We start from the raw sequence: 25,609 nt of genomic DNA, 5'->3' as shown, positions 1-25,609 counted from the left end.
GGCCACTTATGTGAATCGGTAACGCGTTCACGCGGTCGCCCGACGCAGCTCTATTCGAGGGAGACGGTCGTCCCGTCCCGGACCCCGACCGCCTGGAACGACAGGTCGAGCTCGTTGGCGTCCTCGTCGGTGGCGGTCGCCGTGACCTCGGTCTGCCACTCCGTGGTGTCGCCGGCCTGGAGCTCGCGGTCGACGAACGTCGTCTCGGCACCGTTCAGTGCCCCGCGGAAGGTCCCGGCAGTGTCGGACGTGTTCGAGACGGTCGCCGAGACGGTAATCGCGTCTCCCGGCGACGCGGACTCGGGAGCCGAGAACTCGGAGACCTCGTACGTCGGAACCGGGTCCGATAGCTGCCCACGGGCCGGTTCGGGGAGCTGCGTTCGGACGGTCTCCTCGCCGACGGAGAGGGCGATTCGGTGGTACGTCTGCAGCGGTGCAGGGATGGTGAACCCGACCCAGCCGGTGCCACGCTCCGGGTCGTACGGTTCCTCTCCCGTCGGGGGACGTGCCGGTGTGACGCCCTCGTAGTCGGTCCACGCGGAGCCAGCGGTCTCGGCCGATTCCATCCCGAAGTCCTCGAGCGACGGTGCCGTCGTCCCGGTCGATTCGACCGTGACGAAGACGAAGCGTGTGCCCTCGACGGCCATCACGCCACCCGCGTCCGCCGCGAGCCGCGTGAAGTACGAGTCCTGGACGACCGGGTTCGACAGCCTGACCGTCACGTCGCCGGCCTGGAGCGCCTGGTCGAAGGGCTGTGCGTCAGGGGCGTCGGTCTCCGTCGTTCCGGCCCCGTCTCCCTGCGTGACGGTGCCCGGCGCTGTCCCCGTCGCGTCCGCGTCGCCCCTGGGCTTCGAGTTCCCCGAACAGCCTGCGGTTGCGGTCGCGAGCGCGCTACCAACTGCGGTGAGATACGAACGGCGACTGAACACGACTTGCACAACCAAGACCGCCGTTAAATGCTTTGTACTTCTCGAATCTACGGGTTTCGATAGTTTCTTGATTCCGGTATCGTCTCGTCCCTGGCGGTCGGTCAGCCGTCCGAGGGACGCCAGTCGGGCCGCCGGGCCCGGACGCGTCGCGCCGCCTCGATGGCCGCCGAGTGGTGCATCGCGACGTCAGTCGGTGTGACCATCCCGACGACCCGCATCTGGTGGGTGACCACGAGGTGCTTGACCCGCTTTCGCCGCATCGTCTCCAGGGCGTCCTCGATGCTCGTATCGGGCGGAACAGTGACGACCGGACTGCTCATCTCGTCGGCGACTCGCAGCGACGACAGCGGTGCGTCGGTGCGATAGCTGGCCTGCAACACGTCGGTGTCGGTGACGATACCGCACTTGTACGACCGCGTCTCGCCCGTTCGCATGACGACGGCGCTCCCCACGTCGTGCCGGAGGAACTGGTCGACGGCCTCGCGGAGGGTGGCGTCCTCCGCGACCGTCACCACGTCCTCGGCCATCACGTCGCGGACCTGCATGACCCCAGTACTCGCGGGGAGGAGCAAGAGTGTCGTGGCCGCCCGGGGAGTGAGTGCTGCAGCTATCGAATCGGCGTCGAAAGAAATGCGTTGGTCAACTGGCGGTGCAGGGGTCGGGTGTGGGGGGGATGTCTGGGGGCGTGTCTCGCGGGCTTCGCCCGCTCGACTTCCCGAGGCGGCTTACAGCCGCCTCGCTTACATCGCGCCGCCCATACCGCCCATACCGCCCATGCCGCCCATACCGCCGCCCATGCCGCCGGCCGGCGGGCCGCCTGCGTCGCCACCGTCGTCGGGGTCGATCTGGCCACCGGAGAGGTCGCCTGCGGCGATGACGTCGTCGATGCGCAGGAGCATGACGGCTGCCTCGGTCGCGGACTCGATAGCCTGGCTCTTCACGCGGAGCGGCTCGACGACGCCTTCCTCTTCCATGTCGATGACGTCGCCGGTGTAGGCGTCGAGACCGGCAGCGTAGTCGCCACCGTCGTGCTTGCTGCGGAGTTCGACGAGGCTGTCGATGGAGTCGAGACCCGCGTTCTCGGCGAGGGTGCGCGGGATGACTTCCAGTGCGTCGGCGAAGGCTTCGACGGCGAGCTGCTCGCGGCCGCCGACGGAGTCGGCGAAGTCACGGAGTGCGAGCGCGAGCTCGACCTCGGGTGCGCCGCCGCCGGGGAGGACGGTGCCGTCCTCGATGGTCGTGCGGACCACGCCGAGCGAGTCGTCGATTGCGCGCTCGACCTCGTCGACGACGTGCTCGGTGCCGCCGCGGAGGAGGAGCGTGACGGACTTGGCGTCCTCGACGTCCTCGATGAGGATCTGCTCGGAGCCGCCGACGTCCTGCTGGCTGATGTTGCCGGCGAAGCCGAGGTCGTCGGCCTCGATGTCGTCGACGCTGGAGACGACGCGAGCGCCCGTGGCACGGGCGATGCGCTTCGCGTCGGAGTCCTTGACACGGCGGACGGCCAGGATGCCTTCCTTGGCGAGGTAGTGCTGGGCCATGTCGTCGATACCGTCGCCCACGAACACGGCGTCAGCGCCGGCGTCGACGAGCTTGTCGACCATCTCCTTCAGCTGCTTCTCTTCCTGGTCGAGGAACTGCTGGAGCTGGTCGGGGTCGGTGACGTTGACCTCGGCGTCGATCTCGGTCTCGCGCACTTCGAGGGCGTCGTCGAGGACGGCGACGTTGGCGTCCTCGACGAAGAAGGGCATGTTGTCGTGGGCGCGCGTCTTGTCGAGGAGGACGCCGTCGACGAGTTCGGAGTTCTCGATGGAGCCGCCGACGATCTTCTCGATCTTGATGTTCTCGGCGTCGATGCCGTCCTCGTCCTGCACGGCGAGGACCGCGTCGACGACGAGCTCTGCGAGGGTGTCCTTCGCGGACTCCGCGCCCTTGCCGGTCATCGCGGTCGCGGCGATCTTCTCGAGGTACTCGCGGTCGTCCGCGTCGACGTCGATGGCGGCGTCGTTGAGGACCTCCTTGGCCTTCTCTGCGGCCTGGCGGTACCCGTTCGCGATGGTCGTCGCGTGGACGTCCTGCTCGATGAGGTTCTCGGCCTTCTTCAGGAGTTCACCGGAGATGACGACGGCGGAGGTGGTGCCGTCACCGACCTCGTCCTCCTGGGTCTGGGCGACCTCGACGATCATGTTGGCCGCCGGGTGCTCGATGTCCATCTCCTTGAGGATGGTGACACCGTCGTTCGTGACGACGACCTCGCCCGTGGAGTCGACGAGCATCTTGTCCATGCCTTTCGGACCGAGTGTGGTCCGTACGGCCTCGGCGACGGCCTTGCCGGCCGTGATGTTCATCGACTGCGCGTCACGTCCGGACGTTCGCTGGCTGTCCTCCGAGAGAACGATAAGGGGCTGACCGCCCATCTGTTGTGCCATAGTCACTCGATGGATTGAATGGCATTCTACATAAAGCTTTCTGTGGTGGTGCCCATAGCCGCGTCAGGGCCCCGATAGGAGCCGTGTGGGACAGAGACACACACCACGTTTATATACCACCGATGGACAGTGCCGAACCCGCCCGAAATCCGGCGATTCGTCTCGCCAGCTGACGAACAGGACCGGGAAAATGGCGCGCAGTCGTGCGGTTTTGCCGGTTCTCGGGCTCAGGTCCCACCGGGGTAGCGGTGGAAGTTCATGCCCTTGCGCTTCAGTTCGTTGTGCTTGCGTTCGAGGAACGAGTACACCGAGCCGTGTGGGGCTCCGTCGAGGATGCGTTCGGCGGCTTCCCGGACGATCTGGACCTGTTCGGGCCCACCGATGACCCCCATCGTCGAGCCGTAGATGACGACGCTGGAGCCGGTGAGTTCCTCCATCAGTTCTCGGGTCCGACCGTTCTCGCCGATGAGCCGGCCCTTCTTTCGCTTCAGGTCTCGCTTGTTCCGCGCTGCGGCGTCGATGTCGATGAGGTCGAACATGCGCATCTCGTCGTCGAGCAACGAGAGCGCATCCTCGGGCGGGAAGCCACGGCCGATGGCCTGGACGATGTCCGGGCCTTTCAGCGCGTCGATGGGGTCACCCACCTGCTCGATCGCGACGGAGCCGTTCTCGGAGTCGATGTCGAGTCTGACACCGGCCCGGTTCTCGATCCGTCGCATCGTCTCGCCGCCTTCACCGATCAGCACGCCGATGCGGTCCTGCGGAATCTTCACGTGCTGCATGGGCGACGGTATGTCTCCCGACCGTTTAAGACTTCGGCAGTCGCGGTACCGTGTCTCTGGCCCGCACGCGAGCGTTTCCGGGGAACCCGGTGTTCACTGGCCACCGGCCGGTTCGAACGTCTCGATGGCGGCGACCGCGGGGAGCTCACGCAGGCCCGCGTTCGCGGTCCAGTACAATGCAAGGACGAGCAGTCCGAGGCCACCCACGGCGAAGATGACGTAGGGGCCGAGCGCCTCGGTGATCGCACCGCCGAACAGGGCACCGAACGGGATGGACACGGACGCGGCGCTCCCGAGGACGCCCGACACCCGACCGAGCAGGTGCTCGGGGACGACCGACTGGACCATCGAGGTGAGCAACACGTTGCTGACGCCGATGGGGACGAACGAGAGGGCGAACAGGCACACCGTCACGGCGAGGTTCCCGGTGGAGGCGGCCGCGGCCACCGCGAGCAGCCAGAAGCAGCCGCCGAGCGCGAACGCGAGGATGGAGGTCCAGCCGAACGGGCGGTCGTCCATCCGGCTCGCACCGAATGCACCGACGAACGAGCCTGCAGAGACCGCGGCCATGAGCACCCCGTAGGCACCGGCCCCGCCGAAGGTATCCGCGAAGGCGGGCATCGCGGCGAAGATGGACCCCCCTGCGGCGAAGTTGACGAATGCGGCCCCGAGCATCACCGGGACGAGGAGCGTCCCGCGGATGTACGCCACACCCTCGCGGAGGTCGGCGAGGTAGCCTGAATCGTCGTCGCCATCGGGGTCGCCACCGTCCGTGACGGCGGGGCCGGCGGGTGCGTCGTCGGCCTCACCCTGCTCACTCCCGGCTGCTGCGCCTGCCTCAGCCGACTGCCCGGTGTCTGCGTCGGCGGCCGGGATGGTCACCGTCGCGAACAGGAGCGCCGCGGCCGCGAAGGTGACGGAGTCGACGACGAACAGGGTGGTCGCACCGACCACCGCGATGAGGACGCCGCCGGCCGCGTTGGCCACGGAGTCGACGCCCTGGTACGCCAGCGAGAACAGCGAGTTCGCCTGCACCAGCTCGTCGTCGTCGACGATGCGGGGCAGTGCGGCCGACTGGGCCGGGTAGACGAGCTGGTTCAACAGCGAGAGCAGCGGCATCACGGTCAGGACGAGCCAGACCGAGAGGTGGCCAAAGTGCGCGGCGACCGGCAGCGCGAGGATGATGGTCCCCTGCACGAGCTGGGTGCCGACGAGGACGTGCCGGAGGTTCCAGCGGTCCACGAGGGGCCCGGCGAACGCCTGCAGGGCAGCCGGGGCGAGGACGAGGAAGCCGGCGACACCGGAGAAAGCGGCGTTGCCTGTCAGGTCGTAGACGAGCCACATCGCCGCCACGAAGTACAGGCTGTCGCCAATGTTCGTTACGACACGACCGGCGAACAGCCGGGCGAAGTCGCGGTTCCCGAAGAGCGATTGCATACCAGTATAGCCAGCTGCCACGCCAATATAGGTAATCAGAACTACATTTCTGTACGACCCGATACAGATGGTTTCTTCTGTAAGAAGTATGACTATCGGCGGTGTCGGTCGGCCATGCGGCCCACCGCCAGTTCCGGCGTCAGGTGCGGGCCTGCTCGACGGGCAGCCGTTCCTCCTCGACGAGGGTCAGCCGGTCGTCCACCGTCAGTCGCAACGTCTCGTCATCGAGCGTGACGTCGAAGGAGACGACGAGCGGGTCCTCGGAGACGATGGTGACCTCGTCGAGCAGCCAGTCGAGCGCCCAGGTCGGTTCCTCGCGGAGGTCGAGCCCGTGGTCGTAGTAGAACGAGACGACGGCCGGGTGGCGGGTCATCGCCTCGGTGACGGTCACGAAGACCGTTGCACCACAGCGCTCACACTCGTACTGGACCAGTACCTCGTTCTCGTCGGCCGCGTCGAGCGCGGTCCCACCCCCGATGGAGACCTCGAACCCGGTCGGGCCCTGACAGAGCATGCAGAAGCCCGCCGCGACCTGGTCGACCTGCGACCGGATCCAGCGGTCGAACACGGCGGGCGTCTCCGCGAGGTCGACCTCGGAGAACACGCCCGCCGGGACGTTCGACTGGGTGGTGAAGTTGTCGCACTCGGTGCACGAGAGGTTCGCGCGCTCGTGCTCGTAGGCCAGCTCGAGCACGCCGCCACACCGGATACACTCGCCATCGACCGGAATCGGGTCGTCGAACCCGGCCTGCTGGTACGCCCCCGAGAGGATAGCCCCGACGACCGAGACACCAGCGAACCGGAGCGTGTACCCACCCTCGCCGTCCTCGTCGTCCTCGGCCTCGACCTTCCTGACGAAGGTGTCGGTGAGCTTCGTCAGGTGGTAGTTGAACTGGCCGGAGTCGCGCATCCCGACACGTTCACGCAGCTCCGAGAACGGCACCGGCCCGTCTTTCGCGCTCGCCCAGAGCTCGCGCAGGATGGCCACCCGTGTCTCGTTCCCCAGGAGCGCGAACGCCGCCCCGTGGGAGACGTCCTCGGTTGTTTCCCTCGCTTCCATGACATCTAGCAGGCGACCGGGTGATATCTAGATTCCGTGCCATTCCGGGTCAGAGTCCCCCGATGCCGACGGCATCGAGGGCGGTCCGTCTCGCGTCGGCTCCGAGCCGGTACGCCGGCAGTTCGTCGTCGAGGGAACCCAGGGCAGCCTTCCGGTCCTGGTGTTCGGCGAGGAACTCGCTGATTCGCTCGGCGGCCCGTTCTTTCAACTCCCCGCTGAGGAGTTCGCCAGCCCGGTACTCGCGGGCGAGTCGGTCGACCTCGTCGTCGTCCGGCTCGAAGAAGAACCGGAGCAACTGGAACGACACGTCGACCGTCGGGTCGCCACCGTGTTCACGGTGCGCTTCGAGGCTCGTCTGGCCACCCGAGAAGGCGTGGGTCAACACGGTATCGCGGACCGTCTCGGGGTCGTCGTCGAGGGTGATGCTCGGCACGTCGGCGCTGCTCGACATCTTGCCCGGCCCCGAGAGGTCCGGCAGGAATTTACCCAGGAGCGCGCCCGGTTTCTGTACTGGAAAGCGCTGTTTCGCGGCCACGTCCCGACACACCCGGATGTGCGGGTCCTGGTCGACCGCGACCGGCACCAGCGTCGGGTGCGCGCCGTGGACGAGCTGGGGCAGCAGGAGATGGGCGGTCTGGACCGCCGGGTAGAACGAGAGGCCGACGTTCTCCGGGTCGCCGTAGGTCGCGTCGACCGTCGCCTGTGTAAGGTGCTTCGCGAACGCGCTCGCGAGGGGGTACACCACGTCGGCGTCGGCCGTGTCGACGACGATGGTCGTCAGGTCGGGGTCGAACCCGACCGCGAGGAGGTCCCGCAGGTTCTGTCGCGTGTACTCGCCGATTTCGGGATACGTGAGGTCCTTCGAGTAGTACTTCTCGTCGTCCGACAGCGGGATGTAGACGTGTGCGCCCGTGACTTCCTGGAGTCGCTTCGCGAGGTAGAACACGAGGACGTGCCCGATGTGCATCGGCCCCGACGGCCCGATACCGGTGACGATGCTGTGGGGCTCGTCGTTCTCGGCGGCGTCGAGGTACGGGTCGACATCCCGGCCGGCGTAGTAGATGCCCCGCCGGAGCATCGGGTGGTCGGGGAACCGCGCGACCTGCTCGGGGGTGAGGCGGTCCGCACCGAACTGCTCGAGCAGTCTCTCGTAATCGACCGTCCCGGCGACCTCGTAGGGTGTGACGGTGAAGTCGTCGTGCTGGCTGTCGTTCGTGGCGTGCGGTGCGTCTGTCGTGTCGTCGTGGTGTGTCATCGTGATATGCGTGAGACTGGCGGCTTGCGGGCAGTGCGTAGAGAGAACGAAGGGAGCACCGCGTCGCCGCCAGCCCGGTTACGCCACGCCGACGCCGCACGCGATACTGTCCGCTCCCGAGAACGTGTGCCACCGCCAGCAGGGAGCGGACTGCATGGGAGAACGTATCAGCTTCTGTCGTTTAGCCGTTTCGCTCTCGTGGGAACCGGAGCTACTCCTCGTCGTCGTCGGCCCAGTCGCCCTGTTCGACCACGAAATCGTAGAGGTCGTCGCCGGTCACGTCGACACCCTGACGGGCGAAGAAGTTCGCGACGTTCCGGCAGTCGCGTTCGAGGAAGTCCTGAGCGTTCGGGTGGTGGACTGTCACGGCCTGCCCGAGGTCGATGACGACCAGTTCACCCTCGTGGATGACCATATTGTACTCCGAGAGGTCGCCGTGGACCAGCCCGGACCGGTGCAGCCGCCGCATGTACTCGCGGACGACCTCGTACGCCGTCTCGGGGTTCTCGACGTGGACCTCGGCGAGCCGTTTCGCCCGCCCGTCCTCCTCGCCGATGTACTCCATCACGAGCAGGTTTCGCTCGACCGCCAGCGGCTGTGGCACCCTGACGCCTGCCTTCTGGGCGCGTTCGAGGTTCGCATACTCCTTTCGTACCCACGCGAGCACGACCTGTGACTTCTTCGAGCCGATGCCCTCGAAGCGCGGGTCCCCGGTCAGGTAGTCCCGCATGTCCCGAAAGTCGGAGGCATTGATGCGGTACGCCTTGATGGCCACCTCTGGGCTCTCCTCGTCCAGGTCACGCGCCGAGCGGTCCCCACCGAGTGCGGTGTAGACGTTCGCCTCCTTCCCCGTCGAGATGGGCCCCCGAGCGCGTCGACCCAGCCGTCCTGCACCAGCTTGTACAGGGCGGCGTAGGTCGCGTCGTCGAACACCGACGCCTCGACCTTGAACTGGTCGGCGTCCTTGATTCGTTTCCGGAACTGACTGAACTTTCGGTCTCGTTTCCGTGCGATACGGTCGGCTTCCGTGTCGGAGACGTCGATCTCCTCCCACTCGTCGCCGGGCGTCTCGACGGCCTCGGGCTCCACCAGTCCGTACTCCTCTGTCATCTAGTCCAATCCATGTGGTGTAGCGGTATCAGCCTTGGTATCGCCGGCTGGGAGAGATGAGGGCGTGAAGCGGTGCGTTCCTCTTTCATCCGGCAGAGAACAGTGGTCGGTTCTGGACCAGGGCGGGCCCAGAGTTCTGGAGCTCCGAGCGCTGGGACTGCGGATTGGCGATTCACTCGCGCCGATAGCGAGGGAAACCGGCCGAACATCCCAGCAGCCGCTACCGGACCGAGCACGCAGAAACGAAGACGACTGCGGCGTTACTGGATGTGACCTTCCTGGCGGAGCTGGTCGGCGTCCTGTTTCTCGTAGCGCCAGGTGATGTCTGCCTTCTCGTCCTGCCAGTCCCACGGGCTCACGAGGACCACGTCGTCCTCGCGGATCCACACGCGCTTTTGCATCTTGCCCGGAATCCGGGCTGTGCGCTCGACGCCGTCGGCACAGCGGACTCTGACACGGTTCGCGCCGAGCATGTTCGTCACCGTCGCGAACACCTCGTCGTCGTCTGGCATACGAAGGTTACGTCGACCGCCGCCCTCGTTGTCACTCATACGTGGTGCTTGGTGGCCGACGTTTTTAACTTTTTCAAGCTCTCTCGACGGGGTTCGAGCGCGGTGGCACGGAAGCGCGACCGCCCGACTGGTCACGCCAGATTCCACACACGAACCATGCCGTTTAATCCCGTGGCCCCGCGACGGGAGACCATGGCAGCAGATTCGTCCCAGTCCAGCGCGTTCGGCGGCAAGTTCGGAAAGATGCTCGGTCTCTACGGAGGCCTCGGCGGTATCCTGATGCTCGTGGGCATCGGCGTGGTCGCGCTCGGGAACCCCATCGTCGCGGCCGGGCTCGCCGTCTTCGTCCTCGGGATGGCGCTCTTCGTCAAGGCGCTCGTGAGCAGCATGCTCTCGATGGTCGGTATGGGCGGAATGTTCTGAGCACGCCAGACCGCCCGAGCTATATATCGGACCACAGCCTCGAATCGACCATGGACTTCCTCGCCGCGTCCTGGCTCTGGTACGCGTTCACCCTCGGCGCAGGAGCCTTCTTCGCGCCGTGTGCGTTTCCGCTCTTGCCGGGCTACGTCTCCTACTACGTCGGTACGAGTGCCAGCGAGAGCGAGGACGCCGACGGGGGCGTCTCGGCGGCGACCGTCGGCCGGGCGGTCGGCGTCGCCCTGCTCGTCAGTGTAGGCTTCTTCGCGGTGTACGGCGTTCTGGGCGGGGTCGTCGTCACCCTCGGCACGCGGTACCTCCAGCACATCGCGATTCTGGAACTCGTCGTCGGGGCGCTGCTGATACTCCTCGGCGTGGCGATGGCGCTGGGCGTGAAACTCAGCCTCCGACAGGTCGTCCTCCCGGAACGGAACCGCTCCGCGAGGGGCTACGTCGCCTTCGGCGTGGTGTACGCCGCGGCCGCCGCGGGCTGTACCGCACCCCTCTTCTTCAGCGTCGTCCTCGGCGCGCTGACGACGAACCCCGGTGCCGGGGTCGCCCGGTTGGTGGCCTACGCGGCCGGGATGAGCGTCCTGATGATACTCCTGACCGTCGCGACCGCGCTCGGGAGGGACGTGTTCGTGCGCAAACTCACCCGGAACACTGGACGCATAACCCGCGCCGCCGGGGTCTTGCTCGTGGGCGCTGGCGTCTACCAGATATACCTCTTCTTCGTGGAGTTCGACGGCGCGACACTGCTCGGGCTGGCGTGAGAACACGCCACACACCAGGGGAACGACTACCCTCACCACGGGCGACACCCCGGTATGGACTGTATCTTCTGTGATATCGTCGCCGGCGAGGCCGACGCGCTCGTCCTCGACGAGACCGACGAGACGCTCGCGTTCGCCCCCCTCGACCCCTTCTCGGAGGGACACCTACTGGTCGTTCCGAAAGCGCACCACGAGAGCCTGTTCGACATCCCCGAGGAGGCTCTTCGGGCGGTCAGCGACCACGCGAGGGACATCGCGACCCGCCTCCAGAGACACGGCTTCGACGGCGTGAACCTCCTTCACGACAGCGGCGAGGCCGCCCATCAGTCGGTCGCACACTTCCACCTGCACGTCGCGCCGCGGCGAGCCGGGGACGGGCTGGACCTCTGGCCAGAGCACGAATACGAGTCACGGGGACGGGACGTGGACTACTCGGCGGTTCGTGAGGCGCTCGGTGGTGACAAGTAACGTTGAATGGTCTTGTTGAAACTCTCAACCAGTGACATATTTCGGCAACTCTGCTGAATACAGGGCGCGAGTGTATCAGGAGCGCTCTCGCTAGTTCGGTTCAGGGAGGTCGAACGAGACCCCAGTGAGGTCTTCGGAGACGCCCCAGAGACGGCGGGCGAGTGTCTCATCGTATGATCGGTCGCTCGACGGCTGGACCACCGGGTCGCCGTACATGTTCATGAAGCCGTCGGGGCCGACGTACTCGCCGCCGTCGATACTCGGGTCGAGGGCTGCGTAGAGCATCGACTCTGCGCCACGTTCGGCGCTCCGTACGATTACTGCGTTCAGGAGTCTCATCAGCAGGAGGTCGGGTCGGAACCCGCCCTGTGTGGCGCTGTGGTTCAGGAGGTTCGTCTTGGACCCACCCGGGTGGCAGCCGAGGCTCTTCACGCTCGCCTTCGCCATGCGGAGTCGACGGTCGAGTTCGTATGCAAAGAGGAGGTTCGCGAGTTTCGACTGCCCGTACGCCCCCCACGCACTGTACGACTCCTCGCCCTGGAGGTCCTCGAAGTCGATATCGCCGTTCCTGTGCCCGACACTACTCTGCACGACGACACGGGACTCGCCCGTGGTCTGCCGTAGGACGGGGAGGAGGTGGGCGGTGAGCGCGAAGTGTCCGAGGTGGTTGACGCCGAACTGGTACTCGAATCCCTGTTCGGTCTCCGTGCGTGGGATCGCCATCACACCCGCGTTGTTACAGAGTACGTCGAGCGTGTCGTACGTCGACGTGAACCACTCGGCGAACGCCGAGACCGACTCGAGGTCGGCGAGGTCGAGCTCGTTCACAGTCAGTGACGCTCCCGGGACCTCGGCTTCGATTCGCCGTTTCGCGTCCGAGCCGCGCTCGATGCTCCGGCACGCCATCACGACGTGTGTACCCTTCTTGGCGAGACCCTTCGTCACCTCGAAGCCGAGTCCGCTGTTCGCCCCCGTCACCACGGCTGTCCCGACAGCAGGCAGCTCACCAGTTACCTCGTCGACTGAATCGGGGGAATTGCGTCGTTCAGACATTGGCGATGGGTTCGCAGAGAGACGGAACGTGGTGCGAGCTCATCTCAGCGACCATTTCGTCGGATAGCTCACGCCCGTCCATGCTGGTGATGACTGAGATTCGTGTGGATACTACAATAGCGTTTGCCAGCAACTCGTTCGTTGATAGACTCATCCTCTATATTCAGCACGCCACTCCTGTCATCATCGGCGTATTTCGACAGAGCCAGCGGAATATAAGCAGAGTCGCTTAGAACCGCCCGGTGCCGCGCTCGGCCCGGTGTTCGCTGATTATCTGGTCGACCATCTCGTTCTTCTGGGACTTCTTGCGCTCCTCGGCGCGGTCTTCCCAGTCCGCGATGACGGCCTTCACGTCGTCCTCGCGGGCGACCGCGAGTTCGTCGACCTCCTGCATCGCCACGTCGTCGGCCGGGCCGACCGGGATGCGGTGCTCGAACAGGATCTGGTCGGCCGCCTCCGACAGGCCGCCGTCCTTGATGACGACCCGGGGCTCGTGGGCGACCAGCTTCTCGGCGGTCGACGGGCCGGCCCCGGAGGCGTCGCGCAGGTACACCACGTCGCCCTTCGCCAGCCCGTAGCTCTCGTGGGCGGCGTCGATGGCGTCCTTGGTGAACTTGTCGACGGGTTTGACCGGGACGAGGCCCTTCTTCTTCTCCGAAACGTCCGCGAAGTTCGAGTGGTCGAGCTTCCACAGCTCCTTGAGCCGCTTCAGCTTGCCCTCGAGGGCCTCGATCTCCTCGTCCTTCTCGTCCAGGTCGCGTTCGAGCGCCCGGTTCCGGCGCTCCAGTCGCGTGACGGTCCGGCGTTCGCGGGCCTCCCGGCGCTCCTCGCGGCGGGCCTCGGAGAGCTCTTGCTCGAGTTCCTCGATACGCTCGTCCTTCTCCTCGATGGTCGACTCGAGCGAATCGACGTGCTCGTCGAGGCGTTCGACCTGTCGTTCGAGGTCGCGGATGCGCTTCTCCTCCTGGGTCAGTTCGCGTGGGTCGTGCTCGTGCTCCTCCTCGCCCTCGTCCTCGGACTCGGTGAGGTCGTCGATGACGGCCTCGACGTTGCCCTCGCCGGCGAGCACCTTCGCCGTGACCGTCCCGAGGTCGAGCTGGGGCGGCGTCTTGCGGGCGATACGGTCGAACTGGTCCTCGTGGTCGTCGTAGGCGAACAGGGCCGCCGCGAGCGCGTCGCGCTCGTGGTCGTTGTCGTACCCCGTCTCGCGGGTCCGGTGTTGCTTCTCGTCGACCGGCAGATCACTCGTCGGCTCCCAGCCGACGGCGTCGAAGCTCGTGCGGACACGTTGAACCGTGTTCGGCATCGGCGTCACGTCGGCGGCGACGATGACGGGGCGGCCGCGTTCGACCACCCACTCGATGACGGCGGCCATGTCGGCGGTCCGGGTCGAGAGCACGTCCAGCACCTGCCCGTCGAGGCCGACGATGGCGACCGCGGTCGTCGTGCCGGGGTCGACCCCGACGATGACGTGGTCGCGGCGCTTCGCGAGGGGTTCGAACTCGATGCCGTCGCGGCGCTCGCGTTCTATCTCGATGCGGGTGTCGCCCGACCGGTTCCGCGAGAGTGGGATGTCGGCAGGGTGGGCGTCCACCGAGAACACCGCGCTGGAGTAGCCGCCGTACTTCTCGGTCACGTCCACCTCGTAGTCGAGGGCGGCCTCGGTGAGGGTCGACTCGACCTCGCGGGCACGCTTCTTGACGTTCCCGTGGATGCGCCGCGTGTAGCGGTCCTGGCTCCAGCCACCCTTGCCTGTCGAGCGACCGCGCGAGACCTTCACCTGTGTCGTGTCGGTGAAGGCGCTGACCTCGTAGCCGACGTTGCCGGCCGCGAGGCGGGCCGCGGCCTCGGCCTCCTGCATCGGGTCCTTGCCGTAAGGGACCCCGTAGCGCGAGGCGACGCGGGAGAGGGGTTCTGGCTGTTCGTCACCCGTCACCTGGACGAGGCGTGTCTCGTCCGGGAGGCTCCCGAGGAAGCGGACCAGGTCGTCCTTGTCCTCGGCGAGTTCGTACATGTTGTCGGTGGCCACGATAGCCGGCGTCTCGGCGTCGATGCGGCGGCGGAGCTTGCGGTAGGTGACCACGTCGCGTTCGACGGATTCCCCGTCGAAGACGACGAGCGCGTAAGAAGGTGCGTCACCCCGGACGTCCCCGCTCTGGATGTCGACGCCGAAGATGACGGCGTCGAGGGCCGTGGTACGGGCGCTCACACGCCGGGGTAGGCAATCAGTGGCCATAAATCCCGTGGCGCGCCCCTGCCCGCCCGACAGCGCCACATCCGATTCTCACCCGCCCAGAAACGGGGAGTGAGCTATCTGTCTGGGAAACGTTCACACTAGACACAGGTATGTCCAGCGAACAGGGGGGACGCCGCCAGCAGGTGGCACTGACGAAGGGGTATCGAGAGCTGGTCAAGGAAGCGAAAGCCGCGGTCAGGGCGTACCAGCCCGCAGACGCACTGGCCCGGTTCGGCGACAGCGACGTGCTGTTCGTCGACGTGCGCGACGGAATCGAGCTCCGGAGAACTGGCAAGATACCCGACGCGATACACGCCTCGCGTGGGATGCTCGAGTTCTATCTCGACCCGAAGAGCCCGTACGCTATCGACGAAATCGACCCGGGGAAGGAGCTCATCTTCTACTCTGCCGGCGGGAGCCGAGCCGCACTCGCCGCCCAGCGCGCGGCCGAGATGGGTTTCCCGTACGTCATCCGGGTCGAAGACGGGTTCGACGGCTGGCGACGGGCCGGTGGGCCGGTCGAACCCGTGACCGTCGCAACCTGAAGAGAGCGCAACCGAGGCTGACCGCCGGGCCGACTATCCGTTCTCGCGGTGCGGACGACTACCCGACCGCCGTCACTCGCTCTCCGGGTACGGAATCTCGACGGTGTCGCCGTCCTCCGGGACGAACACCTCACCGTCGAACACCGCTTCGGCCTCTTCCTCGTGTGCCGTGACGTCGTTCGCGTAGCGAGAGGAGATGTGGGTGAGCGCGAGGCGCTTGACCCCGGCCCGACGGGCGAGTTCGGCGGCCTGTTTCGCCGTGGAGTGGCCCGTCTTGCCCGCGCGCTCGCGGCCGTCCTCCGCGAACGTGGCGTCGTGGACCAGCAGGTCCGCGTTCTCGGCTATTTCGGCCGTCGCACCCACCGGTTCCGTGTCGCCGGTGTAGACGAAGCGTCGGCCGGGACGGGGGTCCCCGACGACCTCTTCCGGGTGGACCACGGTGCCGTCGTCGAGTTCGACCGGGGTTCCCTCGTGGAGTTTCGAGAACTTCGGCCCGACCGGCACGCCCAGTTCCTCCGCGTGCTCCCGGTCGAACCGACCCTTCCGGTCGGCCTCGATCAGCGCATACCCCACCGCATTCGTGCGGTGCTCCACGTCGAAGACGCGGATCTCGTACTCGTCACGGTCGAGGGCGACGTCACCAGGGCTCACCTCGTGGACCCGGACCGGGAACGACGGCCGGTTGCCGGTCGCCCGGACGAGTCCCTCGACGAGGCGGCGCTCACCCGCCGGGCAGTGGATGGCGAGCGCCTCGTCGCGCTCGTTGAAGTCCATCGTCTGGAGCAGGCCGGGAATCCCGAGGACGTGGTCCCCGTGCGTGTGCGTGACGAAGATGTGGTCGATACCGAAGCCGGTTCCGAAGCGCATCATCTGGCGCTGGGTCCCCTCCGCGCAGTCGAACAGGAACCCCTCGCCCTCGCGCTGGCAGTAGATGGCCGACGGGTTGCGCTGGGTCGTCGGTACGGCCCCACTGGTCCCGAGGAACGTCACGCGAAGCGACATACGAACCCGTCCGCCCGGAAGCGTGAAACCGGTGTCGAATCGTGAAACAGCCCCTGTGACAGGATTCGTATAAGAGCTAGAACCGTTCATTATCGTTCAATACTGCCGATATCGGCCGAATAAAGCGAACAGTGTGGAACGGAGTCGCCGGTTTATCAGGTCCGAAGACGGAGAAGGCAGTGTAATGACGCGATCAAACGTCCTGGCGGCCCTCGCGATGGCCGCCCTGCTCGTGACCGCCGGCTGCATGGGTGGCGCAGTCGACGGCACGCAGACAGCTTCCCCGAACAGTGACGGTACAGCAACCGATGGTAGCGGTGGCGACGCCACGATGTCCTTCTACGTGAGCGACCGCCCGGGTGCGATCGATGACTTCGAACACCTCAACGTGACCATCACGAAGGTCGGCATGCACCGGACCGGTGACGTCTCTGGCGACGACACGGAGTCGGACGCGAACGAGACGGAGACCGAGACGAACACGTCGACCACGACCAGCACCTCGACGACCGTCGAGGAGCCCAACGAGACGACGCACACGATGACGGACACCATGACGAACCAGTCCGTCGACGCGAAGCAAGAGGAGACGGAGACCGACAACGAGACGGAAACCGCGACCGACAACGAGACGGAAACCGAGACCGAGTCCGAGTCTGACAACGAGACCGAGACCGAGTCTGAGAGCGCAGAAGCCGACGACTCCGAGTCCGAAGACGGCTGGACGACCCACCAGGTCGACAGCAAGACCGTCGACCTGACCGAGCTTCGCGGCGCGAACGCCTCGAAACTCGCCGACTTCCAGGTGCAGTCCGGGGACTACGACAAGGTCTTCGTCTACGTCAGCAACGTCGAAGGCACGCTGAAGAACGGCGACAAGGTGAACGTCAAGCTCCCCAGCGGGAAGCTCCAGATCAACAAGGAGTTCACCGTCCAGGAGGGTGAGAACACCAAGTTCGTCTTCGACATCATGATCCACAAGGCCGGCAACTCGGGCAAGTACGTCCTCCGGCCGGTCATCAGCGAGTCCGGTACCGCTGACCAGGTCGAGATTGACGACGTCGACGACGACAGCGACGACGAAAGCGCCGAGGGTGAGGACAGCGACGACGAAAGCGCCGAGCTGACCGCCGAACTGCAGGGTCAGGTCAAGGCCGGCGAGACGGTCACCCTGACGGTCACGAACGCGAGCGGCCCCGTCGAGGGCGCGAACGTGACGGTCAACGGTGAAGCAGCCGGTCAGACCGACGCAGACGGCACGCTCAGCATCGACGTGCCGGACGCCGAGGACCTCGAGATAGAGGTCGAGAACGGTGACGCCGAGACCGAGCTCGAACGCAAGATAACGGGTAACAACGGCAACGGTGGCGGCAACGGTAACAACGCCATCGTCGCCGCGGTCGCAGCCCTCTTCTAACGGCTACCCGCCCTCCGCGGTCGGGAATCCGACCGATTCTTACCCGACCCGCTCATAGCGGTGCGTGATGGACGCGCCGCTGTGGACCGACGTACACGCCCCGGACCTCGCGGACCTCCCGCAAGACGAGGCTCGTGAGTACCTCGAGAAGGCCGTCTCGGAACCGATGAACCTCATCCTCCACGGCCCACCCGGGAGTGGCAAGACCGCGGCGGTGCGCGCACTCGCCCGTGAGTCCCACGACGACCCCGAGAACGACCTCGTGGAGATCAACGTCGCGGACTTCTTCGGGCGGACGAAGACCGAGATCAAGAACGACCCGCGCTTCGAGTCGTTCCTCGTCGGCAAGTCCGACCTCTCCAAGCGCGACATGATCAACCACGTCCTCAAGGAGTCCGCGAGCTACGCGCCGGTCTCGGGCACGTACAAGACCGTCGTGCTGGACAACGCCGAGGACATCCGCGTCGACTTCCAGCAGGCGCTCCGCCGGGTGATGGAGCGCTACCACCGGACGACGCAGTTCGTCATCTGCACGCGCCAGCCGACGAAGCTCATCCCGCCGATCCGCTCGCGCTGCTTCCCGGTGTCGTTCCGGGCCGTGAGGAACGCCGAGACGGTCGACGTGCTCCAGAACATCGTGGAAGCCGAGGGTGTCGACTACGAGGACGACGGCCTGCAGTACGTCGCCGGCTACGCCGAGGGAGACCTCCGCGAGGCCATCCTGGCGACGCAGACGGTCTACACGAACGAGGGCGAGGTGACGATGCAGTCCGCCTACGAGACCATCGGTGAGGTCGGCGACGAAGAGGTCATCCAGTCGATGCTGGACGACGCCGAAGCTGGCGAGTTCACGGACGCCCGGAGCACGCTGGACGACCTGCTCGTCGACGAGGGCTACAGCGGACAGGAGGTGCTGGACTCGGTCCTGCGGGTGGCTCGCAAGCGCTACGACGGCGACCGGCTGGCACGACTCCACGAACTCGCAGGCGAGATCGACGTGGACATGAGCGAGGGGACCTCGGACCGGGTGCACCTCTCGCACCTGCTGGCGGAGCTCGGGCGCGGGACGGCCTGAGCCGGAGAATCGTGTTTTCGGACACCGGAGCAGTGGCTCGATAGCGTGGCGAACAGGTGGCCGCTCTCGAATCCGTCGCGGGGTGGCCACACACCTGCCTCGACCACGCGACGGTGACGCTCAGGTCACGTCGGTCTTCGCCCCGCCCTGGTATTTGAACCCTTGCGAGGACTCTTGCCGTCGTCACGCGAACAGAGACGTATGCCGACGCTCTCTGAGACGTACATCCTGAACCGCCAGCGCGTCCAGCCGAACCACGCGAACAACTACGAAGCCGTCCACGGCGGGAACCTGATGAAGTGGATGGACGAGGTGGGTGCGATGTCGGCCATGCGATTTGCGGGCAAGACCTGCGTCACCGCCGCGGTCGACGAGTTCTCCTTCGAACGACCGATTCCCGTCGGGGAGACGGCGCTCATCGAGTCCTACGTCTTCGAGGCGGGGCGGACCAGTGTGCGGGTGTTCCTCCGGGCCTTCCGGGAGAACCCGCGGTCGGGCGAGCGCGAGCAGACGACCAGCGCCTGCTTCACGTTCGTGGCGCTGGGCGAGGACGGAAAACCGACCGGTGTGCCGGAGCTGACGGTCGAAGGGCAGGAGGAAGAACAGCGACGGGAGCGGGCGCTGGAGAACTGGACGCCGGAGTGACGTGGCTACGACAGCACGACGACGTACCGGGTCAGCGACCGGTGCACGCGGCGTTCGAAGGTCTCTTCGACCGTCCAGCCCGCGTCGCGGGCCTGCGTGACCCACGAGCGGTCCGCGACGACGACACACCGGTCGGCCACCCGGTGGGCTTCCGTGAGTGCGCCCGCGACGAGGTCGTCGAGGGCGTGGGTCTCTATCTTCGACTGTCGGCCGTACGGTGCGTCGAAGATGACCGCATCGACCGCGTCGTCGCGCAGTGGAAGGCGGGTCGCGTCGCCCCGGCAGACGTCCCAGTCGCCGGGGTCGTCCACGGCGTGTTCTGGCGAATCGAGGAAGTGTGAGAGGTTCTCGGTCGCGCCCTGGACCATCTTCTCCTGGGCGTCGGTTCCGACAACGTCCGCGCCGACGAGGCCGGCCTCGACGAGGACGCCGCCGGTGCCACACATCGGGTCGAGCAGGCGCTGGCCCGGGGCCGCCCCGGCGATGTTGACGACGGCACGTGCCAGGAGCGGGTCCATGCTGCCGGGCTGGAAGAACGGTTTGTCGGTGGGCATGCGGTCACCGAAGTCCCGGGTCGATTCGACCGCGAGCCAGCCCAGTGCGCAGACCCCGGCCTCCCCGGCACCGGACTCGCTTACCTCGTTCTCGTCCTCGTCCAGCGGCGCGAATATCGCTCGCAGTTCGTGGTCCGGGTCGTCGAGGTCCACCTCGAAGCCGCGGTCGACGAGGACCTGCCCCAGCGCGCGCTCGGCGTCGCTCGTCGAGATACCGGTCTCGCCCCGCACGTCCCTGGCGCGCACCGCGACCGTCCCCTCGCGGTCGATACCGGCCGCGGTGAGCAGGGCGACCGCACTGTCGATGTCGGCGTCGGTCCGGCCGACGAGGTCACTCGCCCGGTGCGTGTAAGCGAGGCCACGCACCCGCTCGGGCGCGACGCTTCCGGCCGTCGCGAGCCCGACAGCGATGCGCTCGATGCCCGTCGCCGCGTTCGCGGCCTCGCGGGCGGCGAAGGCGTCGTCCTCGCCGCCGAGTTCCAGCAGATACACGCTCCTCCCTACTCGGCTGTGACTGAATACGATTGTGATGCGACCCGGGGTCTCGCGGAGCGCGCGCGAGGGCCAGTCGCCCCGGAAACCCGACTTCATCTGCGCGCGACCTGTCAGTCCCCCCGCTGAAAGCCTTCAAGTCAGACTTATACCGGCAATATTCAGCGCTTTTCCTCCTGAAAAGCGCTCTCACGTCCCTCGATTCTGGCCGCTGTACGCACACGGCACCAACCTTTATAAACCTTAAATACGACTTTTAAGTCGAGATATGACCGACCCCAAGGAGACCATCAATATCGAAAACGTGGTCGCGTCGACCGGCATCGGCCAGGAGCTCGACCTCCAGAGCGTCGCCATGGACCTCGAAGGTGCGGACTACGACCCCGAGCAGTTCCCCGGCCTCGTCTACCGCACGCAGGACCCGAAATCCGCCGCGCTCATCTTCCGCTCCGGGAAGATCGTCTGCACAGGTGCCAAGAGCACCGACGACGTCCACGAGAGCCTCCGCATCGTCTTCGACAAGCTCCGCGACCTGAACATCCAGGTGAACGACGACCCGGAGATCGTCGTCCAGAACATCGTCACGAGCGCGGACCTCGGGCGGAACCTCAACCTGAACGCCATCGCCATCGGTCTCGGCCTCGAGAACATCGAGTACGAGCCCGAGCAGTTCCCCGGCCTCGTCTACCGTCTCGACGAGCCGAAGGTCGTCGCACTCCTGTTCGGCTCCGGGAAGCTCGTCATCACCGGCGGCAAGAAGCCCGTCGACGCCGAGCACGCGGTCGACAAGATCGTCTCGCGCCTCGAAGACCTCGGTCTGCTGGAATAGTAGGGCACAAACCGACGGCCCCCTAACCACCCGTATGCTCACTCCCGCACAGCTCGACCCAGCCACCGGCTCGCCAGTGGCGTTCCTCGGCACGTTCCTCCTCGCAGCCCTCTTCTACTCGGTGACGCTGCACATCGCCGCACGGAACGTCCTCGGCAGCGTGCCGGTCAAGCTCGCGTTCGTCGTTGGGCCGCTGCTCGCCGGCGTCTCGCTGTTGCTCCAGCGCCGCGGCCCCGCGGTCGTGATTCCGGTGTTGCTGTTGCTCGACGCGTTCGCCATCCACTGGGTGTACGACCTCGACCGTCGCGAGACGGCGTTCGTCGCCGTCATCCACTACACGGTCGCGGTCATCCTCGGGTTCACGCTGTTCAACCTGGTGTCGCTGCTGTCGACCGCGCCGACGTAGCTGGGTCGGTGGGGCGGCCCGACATAGCGGGGTTTTTGCCAGAGACGCCCCCAGACCGGGTATGGAACAGTCCCAGCGCACCGGTATCGCCCGCGGCGGGCTCTCGTTCATGCTGGCGGCGGTCGTCATCTTCGCCCTCGGCGCGACGCGAACCTACCCCAGTGACGGCATCATCGCCGCGCTGGTCGTCCTCGGCGTCGCCGTCGCTATCGCGTCACAGGTCCTCGACAACCCGGTTCTGGCGGCGGTGTGGTTCGCCCCGGTGATCGCCGCCATCGTCCTCTTCCTCCAGCAGGACACCCCGAGCGAGAACCTCGTCACGCAGTCGGTCGTCGTCGGTGCTATCGGCGTGGCGCAGGTGCTGTTCTCGCAGGTCGGACGGTAAAAAGAACGAGGCGTGATTACTCGACCAGGCGCTCTATCTCGGTGACGAGCACGTCGCTCGCACCCTCCTGTTTGACCCGGTTGATGGTCTCGAAGATGTCGCGTTCGTCGACGACGGCGTGGACCGCCACCTTGTCGGTGCCCGCAATGTCCATGACCGTGGGACCGCCCATCCCCGGGATGACCTCGCGGATGCGGTCGAGCTTGTCCTCGGGCGCGTTCATCATCAGGTAGCGCTTCCCGTCGGCCGTCAGGACCGAGTTCAGGGCCATCCGAATCTGGTCGACCTTCTCCTCACCCACGACGTCCGGGCGGGCGAACAGCCGGACCGACGATTTGAGCACCTCGTCGATAATGCCCAGCCGGTTCATCCGCAGGGTCGTGCCCGTGCTGGTGATGTCGACGATGGCGTCGGCCATGTCGACGTGGGGCGTGAGTTCGGTCGCGCCGGTCACCTCGGCGATGTCGACCGGGATGTCGCGCTCCTCGAAGTAGTTTCGAGTGATGCGGGGGAACTCGGTCGCGACGGTCCGGCCTTCGAGGTCGTAGGGGGTCTCGATGGTGTCGTCGTCCTCGGGTGCGGCCAGCACGAGGCGACACTGCCCGAAGCCGAGGTCGAGCAGGTCCTCGATATCGACGCCAGCCTCGGAGACCTGGTCCAGTCCCGTGATTCCCAGGTCTGCCGCCCCGTCGGCGACGTACTCCGGGATGTCGGCGGCGCGGGCGAACAGCAACGACACGTCCGGGTCGACGGTGTCGGCGTACAACTTCCTGTCCGCCCCGTCGACGACGTGGAGGCCCGCACGTTCCAGCAGGTCGATGGTCGGGTCGTGCAGCCGGCCCTTGTTAGGCACCGCGATTCGCATTTGCCGGGGGTTCGCGGTCAGGGGGGAACTGCCTTTCCCTCTGTTCGTGACTTGCCGGTTCACACCGGCGAGGTCCCGAACACCTGCTCCAGCACCCACGTCGTCACGTGCATCTCGACGACGGCGGCGACCCCCAGCGCGACCCACGCGACCAGCACGAGCAACAGGGTCCGTTCCACCTCGGCGCGGGTCCAGAGGGTCTCGCGCCGGTCGAGGACGTAGCTCACGACGACGCCGATGACCCGGAAACCGACCGCGCTGGCGACGAACAGGGCCGGGAGTTCGAGCACGCCGTGGGGAGTGAGCGCGAGCAGGACGAAGCCGATGCCGGCCTGGGCCGCCGCGAGGGAGGCGACGTACCCCACGAGGAGCCCGTTGAACAGCAGGCCGACCAGGGTGAGCAGGCCACCGGTGAGCGCTCCGAAGATGAAGATGAAGAACACCCGCGTGTTGTTCAGGAAGACGAACGTCGCGGTCGGGTCCTCGGGGAGGAGGTCGGCGAACGACTCCAGCCCCATCGCGGCGAACAGGTCGATTCCGGCGCTGTAGATGCCGATTCCGACGACGATACCGAACACGAACAGCGCGACCGAGAAGCCGACGTAGGGCCGGTGCTCGCGCCACGCGAGCCGAAGTGCAGCCAGAGTCCACGACGGCGGGTCGTCACGGGCGGGCGGCGAGTCGGCGGGCGGGTCGACCACCTCGCGCTCGCTGGCAGTGGCGGTATCGGCGGGGTCGCTGGCGGCGGACATGCCCGATGCTTGGGCGGCCTGCCGGAAAAACCGTCCCGATGGAGTCATGCCGTCGGGGAGAAAATCGCGAGGCATGGAACGCGTCATCAGCGGCGGGCGAGTGCTCCTGCCCGACCTGACGATTCGAGAGACGGACGTGCTGGTCGACACAGAGCGCGGCGAGATAGTCGAGCTGGGCGACGACCTCGCCGGCGACGACGAACTCGACGCATCCGGCGGCCTCGTCATGCCCGGGCTGGTGAACGCCCACACCCACGTCGCGATGACCCTGCTCCGGGGGTACGCCGACGACAAGAAGCTCGACGCCTGGCTCCAGGAGGACATCTGGCCGGCCGAGGCCGCGCTGACCCCCGAGGACGTACGCGTCGGCACCGAACTCGGTATGCTGGAGATGATCAAGACGGGGACCACGGCGTTCGCGGACATGTACTTCCAGGTCCCGGAGATCGTCGACGCCATCGACGAGGCCGGCCTGCGCGCTCGCGTCGGCCACGGCGTCGTCACGATCGCGAAGGAGGCCGACACCGCCCACGACGACGCGGCCGAGAGCATCCGAGTGGCGAAAGAGTACGACGGCGCGGCCGACGGCCGGGTCCGGACCGCGTTCATGCCGCACTCGCTGACGACGGTCGCGACCGAGTTCCTCGACGAGTACGTCCCGCAGGCTCGCGAGGCGGGCGTCCCGGTCCACATCCACGCCAACGAGACCGCCGACGAGGTCTCGCCCATCGTCGAGGAGCACGGGATGCGTCCCCTCGAGTACGCTCGCGAACACGGCCTGCTCGAACCCGAGGACTTCCTCGCCCACGGCGTCCACACCGACGCGACCGAGCACGAACTGCTCGCCGAGACCGGTGCCGCGGTCGTCCACTGCCCGGCCTCGAACATGAAACTCGCCTCCGGGATGGCCCCCGTCCAGGAGATGCTCGACGCGGGCGTCACCGTCGGCCTTGGTACCGACGGCGCGGCCTCGAACAACGACCTCTCGATGTTCGACGAGATGCGCGACGCGGCCATGCTCGGCAAGCTCGCGGCCGACGACGCCAGCGCGGTCCCTGCCGAAGCCGTCGTCCGGATGGCGACCGAAGGCAGCGCCGCCGCAGCGGGTCTTCCGGGTGGGCGCGTCGAACCCGGCGCGGCCGCCGACCTCATCGTGCTCGACCTCGACGCTGCGCACCTGACCCCCGCCCACGACCTCGTGAGCCACCTTGTCTACGCCGTCGCGGGCTCGGACGTCCGCCACACCATGTGCGACGGCGAGGTCCTCATGCGCGACCGCGAGGTGCTGACGCTGGACGAGGAGCGGGTGAAAGCCGACGCGCAGGAGCACGCGACCGCGCTGGTCGACCGCGCCTGAGCCGTTTTCTGTCGATTGCACGCCACGAACCGCTCCGACACCACGTCCACCCGGAGATTCTGTCGAGTAAAGACAGACAGTATCGATTTCGAAACAAACTCCCAGAGACGTTTTTGAACGATTTAGATGGCCATAGAACGGCTCTGAAGGGGCACTGAACCAAGTGAACGTCGGTACGGGTTTATGGTGTCTGTAGTCTCAGGCTGTGTCGTGATGCGCTCCAAGACGACACTCGCGGTGTTCGGCGTGCTGATGCTGCTCGTGGCGATGGTCGCCCCCGCAGCGGCGACCGCGTCGCCGGAGACGACGGTGCAGACGAGCAACCCGTCGCTCAGCGACCTCGTCGGTGACAACAACACGACCGACGACAACACCACGAATACGACGAACACGACCAACACGACCAATACGACGAACACGACCAACACCACGAATACCACGAACTCCACCAACTCCACCAATTCGACGGAGAGCTCCGAGGACGCACTGAACGAGTTCTCGGCACAGCTCACCTCGTACGTCCAGGAGGTCACGGGTGATGACAGCGTCTCGACGCCGGGTCGCCTCATCGCCACGTGGGTGCTTGAGCACAACCCGGGCAACGCGCCGGACCACGCCGGACCGCCGACCGAGGCACCCGGCAACCAGGGACCACCGGAGGACAAGGCTGGTGGCACCAACAGCTCGGGCGGTCCTAACGACGCGCCCGGTCAGGAGGATGACGACGACGAGAAGGGCAACAACGGTAACGGACCGGACAAGCAACTCGTCTCGGAGTTCAGCATCATCGCGTTCGACTAAGTTTCGGACGCGCAGTCAGA

The 25,609-nt window shown here is 66.5% G+C and carries 26 protein-coding genes and 1 pseudogene; 12 read left to right on the top strand and 15 right to left on the bottom strand.

Annotation, left to right across the window (positions count from 1 at the left end):
- Nucleotides 1-50 precede the first annotated feature (50 nt).
- From N6C22_RS03715 to eif1A, 9 genes and pseudogenes are all read right to left on the bottom strand, one after another.
- Complete coding sequence (locus tag N6C22_RS03715; RefSeq protein ID WP_261649478.1) at nucleotides 51-929, bottom strand: hypothetical protein; 879 nt, start codon at nucleotides 927-929, stop codon at nucleotides 51-53.
- 101 nt (nucleotides 930-1,030) lie between these two features.
- The gene (locus N6C22_RS03710; protein WP_261649477.1) at nucleotides 1,031-1,474 is read right to left on the bottom strand and encodes a cyclic nucleotide-binding/CBS domain-containing protein; all 444 of its coding nucleotides are present in this window, start codon (nucleotides 1,472-1,474) and stop codon (nucleotides 1,031-1,033) included.
- 195 nt (nucleotides 1,475-1,669) lie between these two features.
- Entirely contained in the window at nucleotides 1,670-3,358 is a 1,689-nt protein-coding gene (gene thsA / locus N6C22_RS03705; protein ID WP_261649475.1) for a thermosome subunit alpha, read from the bottom strand.
- A 227-nt stretch (nucleotides 3,359-3,585) separates the two neighbouring features.
- The gene (locus tag N6C22_RS03700; RefSeq protein ID WP_261649473.1) at nucleotides 3,586-4,140 is read right to left on the bottom strand and encodes a pre-rRNA-processing protein PNO1; all 555 of its coding nucleotides are present in this window, start codon (nucleotides 4,138-4,140) and stop codon (nucleotides 3,586-3,588) included.
- Nucleotides 4,141-4,233: 93 nt separating this feature from the next.
- Nucleotides 4,234-5,577 carry an MFS transporter gene (locus tag N6C22_RS03695; protein WP_261649471.1) on the bottom strand — a complete coding sequence of 448 codons (1,344 nt, stop codon included), beginning with the start codon at nucleotides 5,575-5,577 and terminating at the stop codon, nucleotides 4,234-4,236.
- A 139-nt stretch (nucleotides 5,578-5,716) separates the two neighbouring features.
- The gene (locus N6C22_RS03690; RefSeq protein ID WP_261649469.1) at nucleotides 5,717-6,637 is read right to left on the bottom strand and encodes a helix-turn-helix transcriptional regulator; all 921 of its coding nucleotides are present in this window, start codon (nucleotides 6,635-6,637) and stop codon (nucleotides 5,717-5,719) included.
- A 49-nt stretch (nucleotides 6,638-6,686) separates the two neighbouring features.
- Complete coding sequence (locus N6C22_RS03685) at nucleotides 6,687-7,892, bottom strand: tryptophan--tRNA ligase (protein WP_261649468.1); 1,206 nt, start codon at nucleotides 7,890-7,892, stop codon at nucleotides 6,687-6,689.
- A gap of 211 nt (nucleotides 7,893-8,103) precedes the next feature.
- A pseudogene (gene rio1 / locus N6C22_RS03680) lies at nucleotides 8,104-9,002 on the bottom strand (serine/threonine-protein kinase Rio1).
- A 260-nt stretch (nucleotides 9,003-9,262) separates the two neighbouring features.
- Nucleotides 9,263-9,553, bottom strand: coding sequence for a translation initiation factor eIF-1A (gene eif1A / locus N6C22_RS03675; RefSeq protein WP_261649466.1), 291 nt, complete (start codon nucleotides 9,551-9,553; stop codon nucleotides 9,263-9,265).
- 153 nt (nucleotides 9,554-9,706) lie between these two features.
- Between eif1A and N6C22_RS03670 the strand changes: the two genes are divergently transcribed.
- The 3 genes from N6C22_RS03670 to N6C22_RS03660 are packed head-to-tail and all read left to right on the top strand — an operon-like array spanning nucleotide 9,707 to nucleotide 11,175.
- Nucleotides 9,707-9,937: a hypothetical protein gene (locus N6C22_RS03670; protein ID WP_261649464.1), complete on the top strand. Its 231-nt coding sequence runs from the start codon at nucleotides 9,707-9,709 to the stop codon at nucleotides 9,935-9,937.
- Between the two features lie 50 nt (nucleotides 9,938-9,987).
- Nucleotides 9,988-10,707: a cytochrome c biogenesis CcdA family protein gene (locus N6C22_RS03665; protein ID WP_261649462.1), complete on the top strand. Its 720-nt coding sequence runs from the start codon at nucleotides 9,988-9,990 to the stop codon at nucleotides 10,705-10,707.
- Between the two features lie 54 nt (nucleotides 10,708-10,761).
- A complete protein-coding gene (locus N6C22_RS03660; RefSeq protein ID WP_261649460.1) occupies nucleotides 10,762-11,175 on the top strand; it encodes an HIT family protein in 414 nt (137 codons plus the stop codon).
- Nucleotides 11,176-11,265: 90 nt separating this feature from the next.
- Here the strand turns inward: N6C22_RS03660 and N6C22_RS03655 are convergent, their stop codons facing one another.
- On the bottom strand, nucleotides 11,266-12,228 hold the full coding sequence (locus N6C22_RS03655; protein ID WP_261649458.1) for an oxidoreductase: 963 nt from the start codon (nucleotides 12,226-12,228) through the stop codon (nucleotides 11,266-11,268).
- A 229-nt stretch (nucleotides 12,229-12,457) separates the two neighbouring features.
- The gene (locus N6C22_RS03650) at nucleotides 12,458-14,437 is read right to left on the bottom strand and encodes a DUF460 domain-containing protein (protein ID WP_369684389.1); all 1,980 of its coding nucleotides are present in this window, start codon (nucleotides 14,435-14,437) and stop codon (nucleotides 12,458-12,460) included.
- Nucleotides 14,438-14,574: 137 nt separating this feature from the next.
- Here N6C22_RS03650 and N6C22_RS03645 point away from each other — a divergent pair, with 137 nt between their 5' ends.
- Nucleotides 14,575-15,009, top strand: coding sequence for a rhodanese-like domain-containing protein (locus N6C22_RS03645; RefSeq protein WP_261649455.1), 435 nt, complete (start codon nucleotides 14,575-14,577; stop codon nucleotides 15,007-15,009).
- A gap of 72 nt (nucleotides 15,010-15,081) precedes the next feature.
- On the opposite strand, the gene rnz is transcribed toward N6C22_RS03645, so the two are convergent.
- The gene (gene rnz, locus N6C22_RS03640; RefSeq protein ID WP_261649453.1) at nucleotides 15,082-16,011 is read right to left on the bottom strand and encodes a ribonuclease Z; all 930 of its coding nucleotides are present in this window, start codon (nucleotides 16,009-16,011) and stop codon (nucleotides 15,082-15,084) included.
- A gap of 184 nt (nucleotides 16,012-16,195) precedes the next feature.
- Here rnz and N6C22_RS03635 point away from each other — a divergent pair, with 184 nt between their 5' ends.
- The 3 genes from N6C22_RS03635 to N6C22_RS03625 all read left to right on the top strand — a co-directional run bounded on the left by N6C22_RS03635 (nucleotide 16,196) and on the right by N6C22_RS03625 (nucleotide 19,148).
- Nucleotides 16,196-17,428: a DUF4382 domain-containing protein gene (locus N6C22_RS03635; protein ID WP_261649452.1), complete on the top strand. Its 1,233-nt coding sequence runs from the start codon at nucleotides 16,196-16,198 to the stop codon at nucleotides 17,426-17,428.
- 67 nt (nucleotides 17,429-17,495) lie between these two features.
- Entirely contained in the window at nucleotides 17,496-18,503 is a 1,008-nt protein-coding gene (locus tag N6C22_RS03630) for an AAA family ATPase (RefSeq protein ID WP_261649450.1), read from the top strand.
- A 201-nt stretch (nucleotides 18,504-18,704) separates the two neighbouring features.
- The gene (locus N6C22_RS03625) at nucleotides 18,705-19,148 is read left to right on the top strand and encodes an acyl-CoA thioesterase (protein WP_261649448.1); all 444 of its coding nucleotides are present in this window, start codon (nucleotides 18,705-18,707) and stop codon (nucleotides 19,146-19,148) included.
- Between the two features lie 5 nt (nucleotides 19,149-19,153).
- Here N6C22_RS03625 and N6C22_RS03620 read toward each other — a convergent pair whose 3' ends face one another.
- Complete coding sequence (locus tag N6C22_RS03620) at nucleotides 19,154-20,194, bottom strand: methyltransferase domain-containing protein (RefSeq protein WP_261649447.1); 1,041 nt, start codon at nucleotides 20,192-20,194, stop codon at nucleotides 19,154-19,156.
- Between the two features lie 268 nt (nucleotides 20,195-20,462).
- Here N6C22_RS03620 and N6C22_RS03615 point away from each other — a divergent pair, with 268 nt between their 5' ends.
- From N6C22_RS03615 to N6C22_RS03605, 3 genes are all read left to right on the top strand, one after another.
- Nucleotides 20,463-21,023, top strand: coding sequence for a TATA-box-binding protein (locus N6C22_RS03615; RefSeq protein WP_261649445.1), 561 nt, complete (start codon nucleotides 20,463-20,465; stop codon nucleotides 21,021-21,023).
- A 34-nt stretch (nucleotides 21,024-21,057) separates the two neighbouring features.
- On the top strand, nucleotides 21,058-21,429 hold the full coding sequence (locus tag N6C22_RS03610; protein WP_261649444.1) for a hypothetical protein: 372 nt from the start codon (nucleotides 21,058-21,060) through the stop codon (nucleotides 21,427-21,429).
- Between the two features lie 61 nt (nucleotides 21,430-21,490).
- Nucleotides 21,491-21,814, top strand: a complete 324-nt coding sequence (locus tag N6C22_RS03605; RefSeq protein WP_261649442.1) for a hypothetical protein — start codon at nucleotides 21,491-21,493, stop codon at nucleotides 21,812-21,814.
- 16 nt (nucleotides 21,815-21,830) lie between these two features.
- On the opposite strand, the gene hisG is transcribed toward N6C22_RS03605, so the two are convergent.
- Nucleotides 21,831-22,679, bottom strand: coding sequence for an ATP phosphoribosyltransferase (gene hisG / locus N6C22_RS03600; protein WP_261649441.1), 849 nt, complete (start codon nucleotides 22,677-22,679; stop codon nucleotides 21,831-21,833).
- Nucleotides 22,680-22,738: 59 nt separating this feature from the next.
- Entirely contained in the window at nucleotides 22,739-23,431 is a 693-nt protein-coding gene (locus tag N6C22_RS03595) for a stage II sporulation protein M (protein WP_261649440.1), read from the bottom strand.
- Between the two features lie 73 nt (nucleotides 23,432-23,504).
- Here N6C22_RS03595 and N6C22_RS03590 point away from each other — a divergent pair, with 73 nt between their 5' ends.
- The gene (locus N6C22_RS03590) at nucleotides 23,505-24,788 is read left to right on the top strand and encodes an amidohydrolase (RefSeq protein WP_261649439.1); all 1,284 of its coding nucleotides are present in this window, start codon (nucleotides 23,505-23,507) and stop codon (nucleotides 24,786-24,788) included.
- 213 nt (nucleotides 24,789-25,001) lie between these two features.
- Nucleotides 25,002-25,589 carry a hypothetical protein gene (locus N6C22_RS03585; protein ID WP_261649438.1) on the top strand — a complete coding sequence of 196 codons (588 nt, stop codon included), beginning with the start codon at nucleotides 25,002-25,004 and terminating at the stop codon, nucleotides 25,587-25,589.
- Nucleotides 25,590-25,609 lie beyond the last annotated feature (20 nt).

Origin of the sequence: Haloarchaeobius sp. HME9146 (assembly GCF_025399835.1) — an archaeon.
Taxonomy (GTDB): Archaea; Halobacteriota; Halobacteria; order Halobacteriales; family Natrialbaceae; genus Haloarchaeobius.
This window is presented reverse-complemented; position numbering and strand designations above follow the sequence as displayed.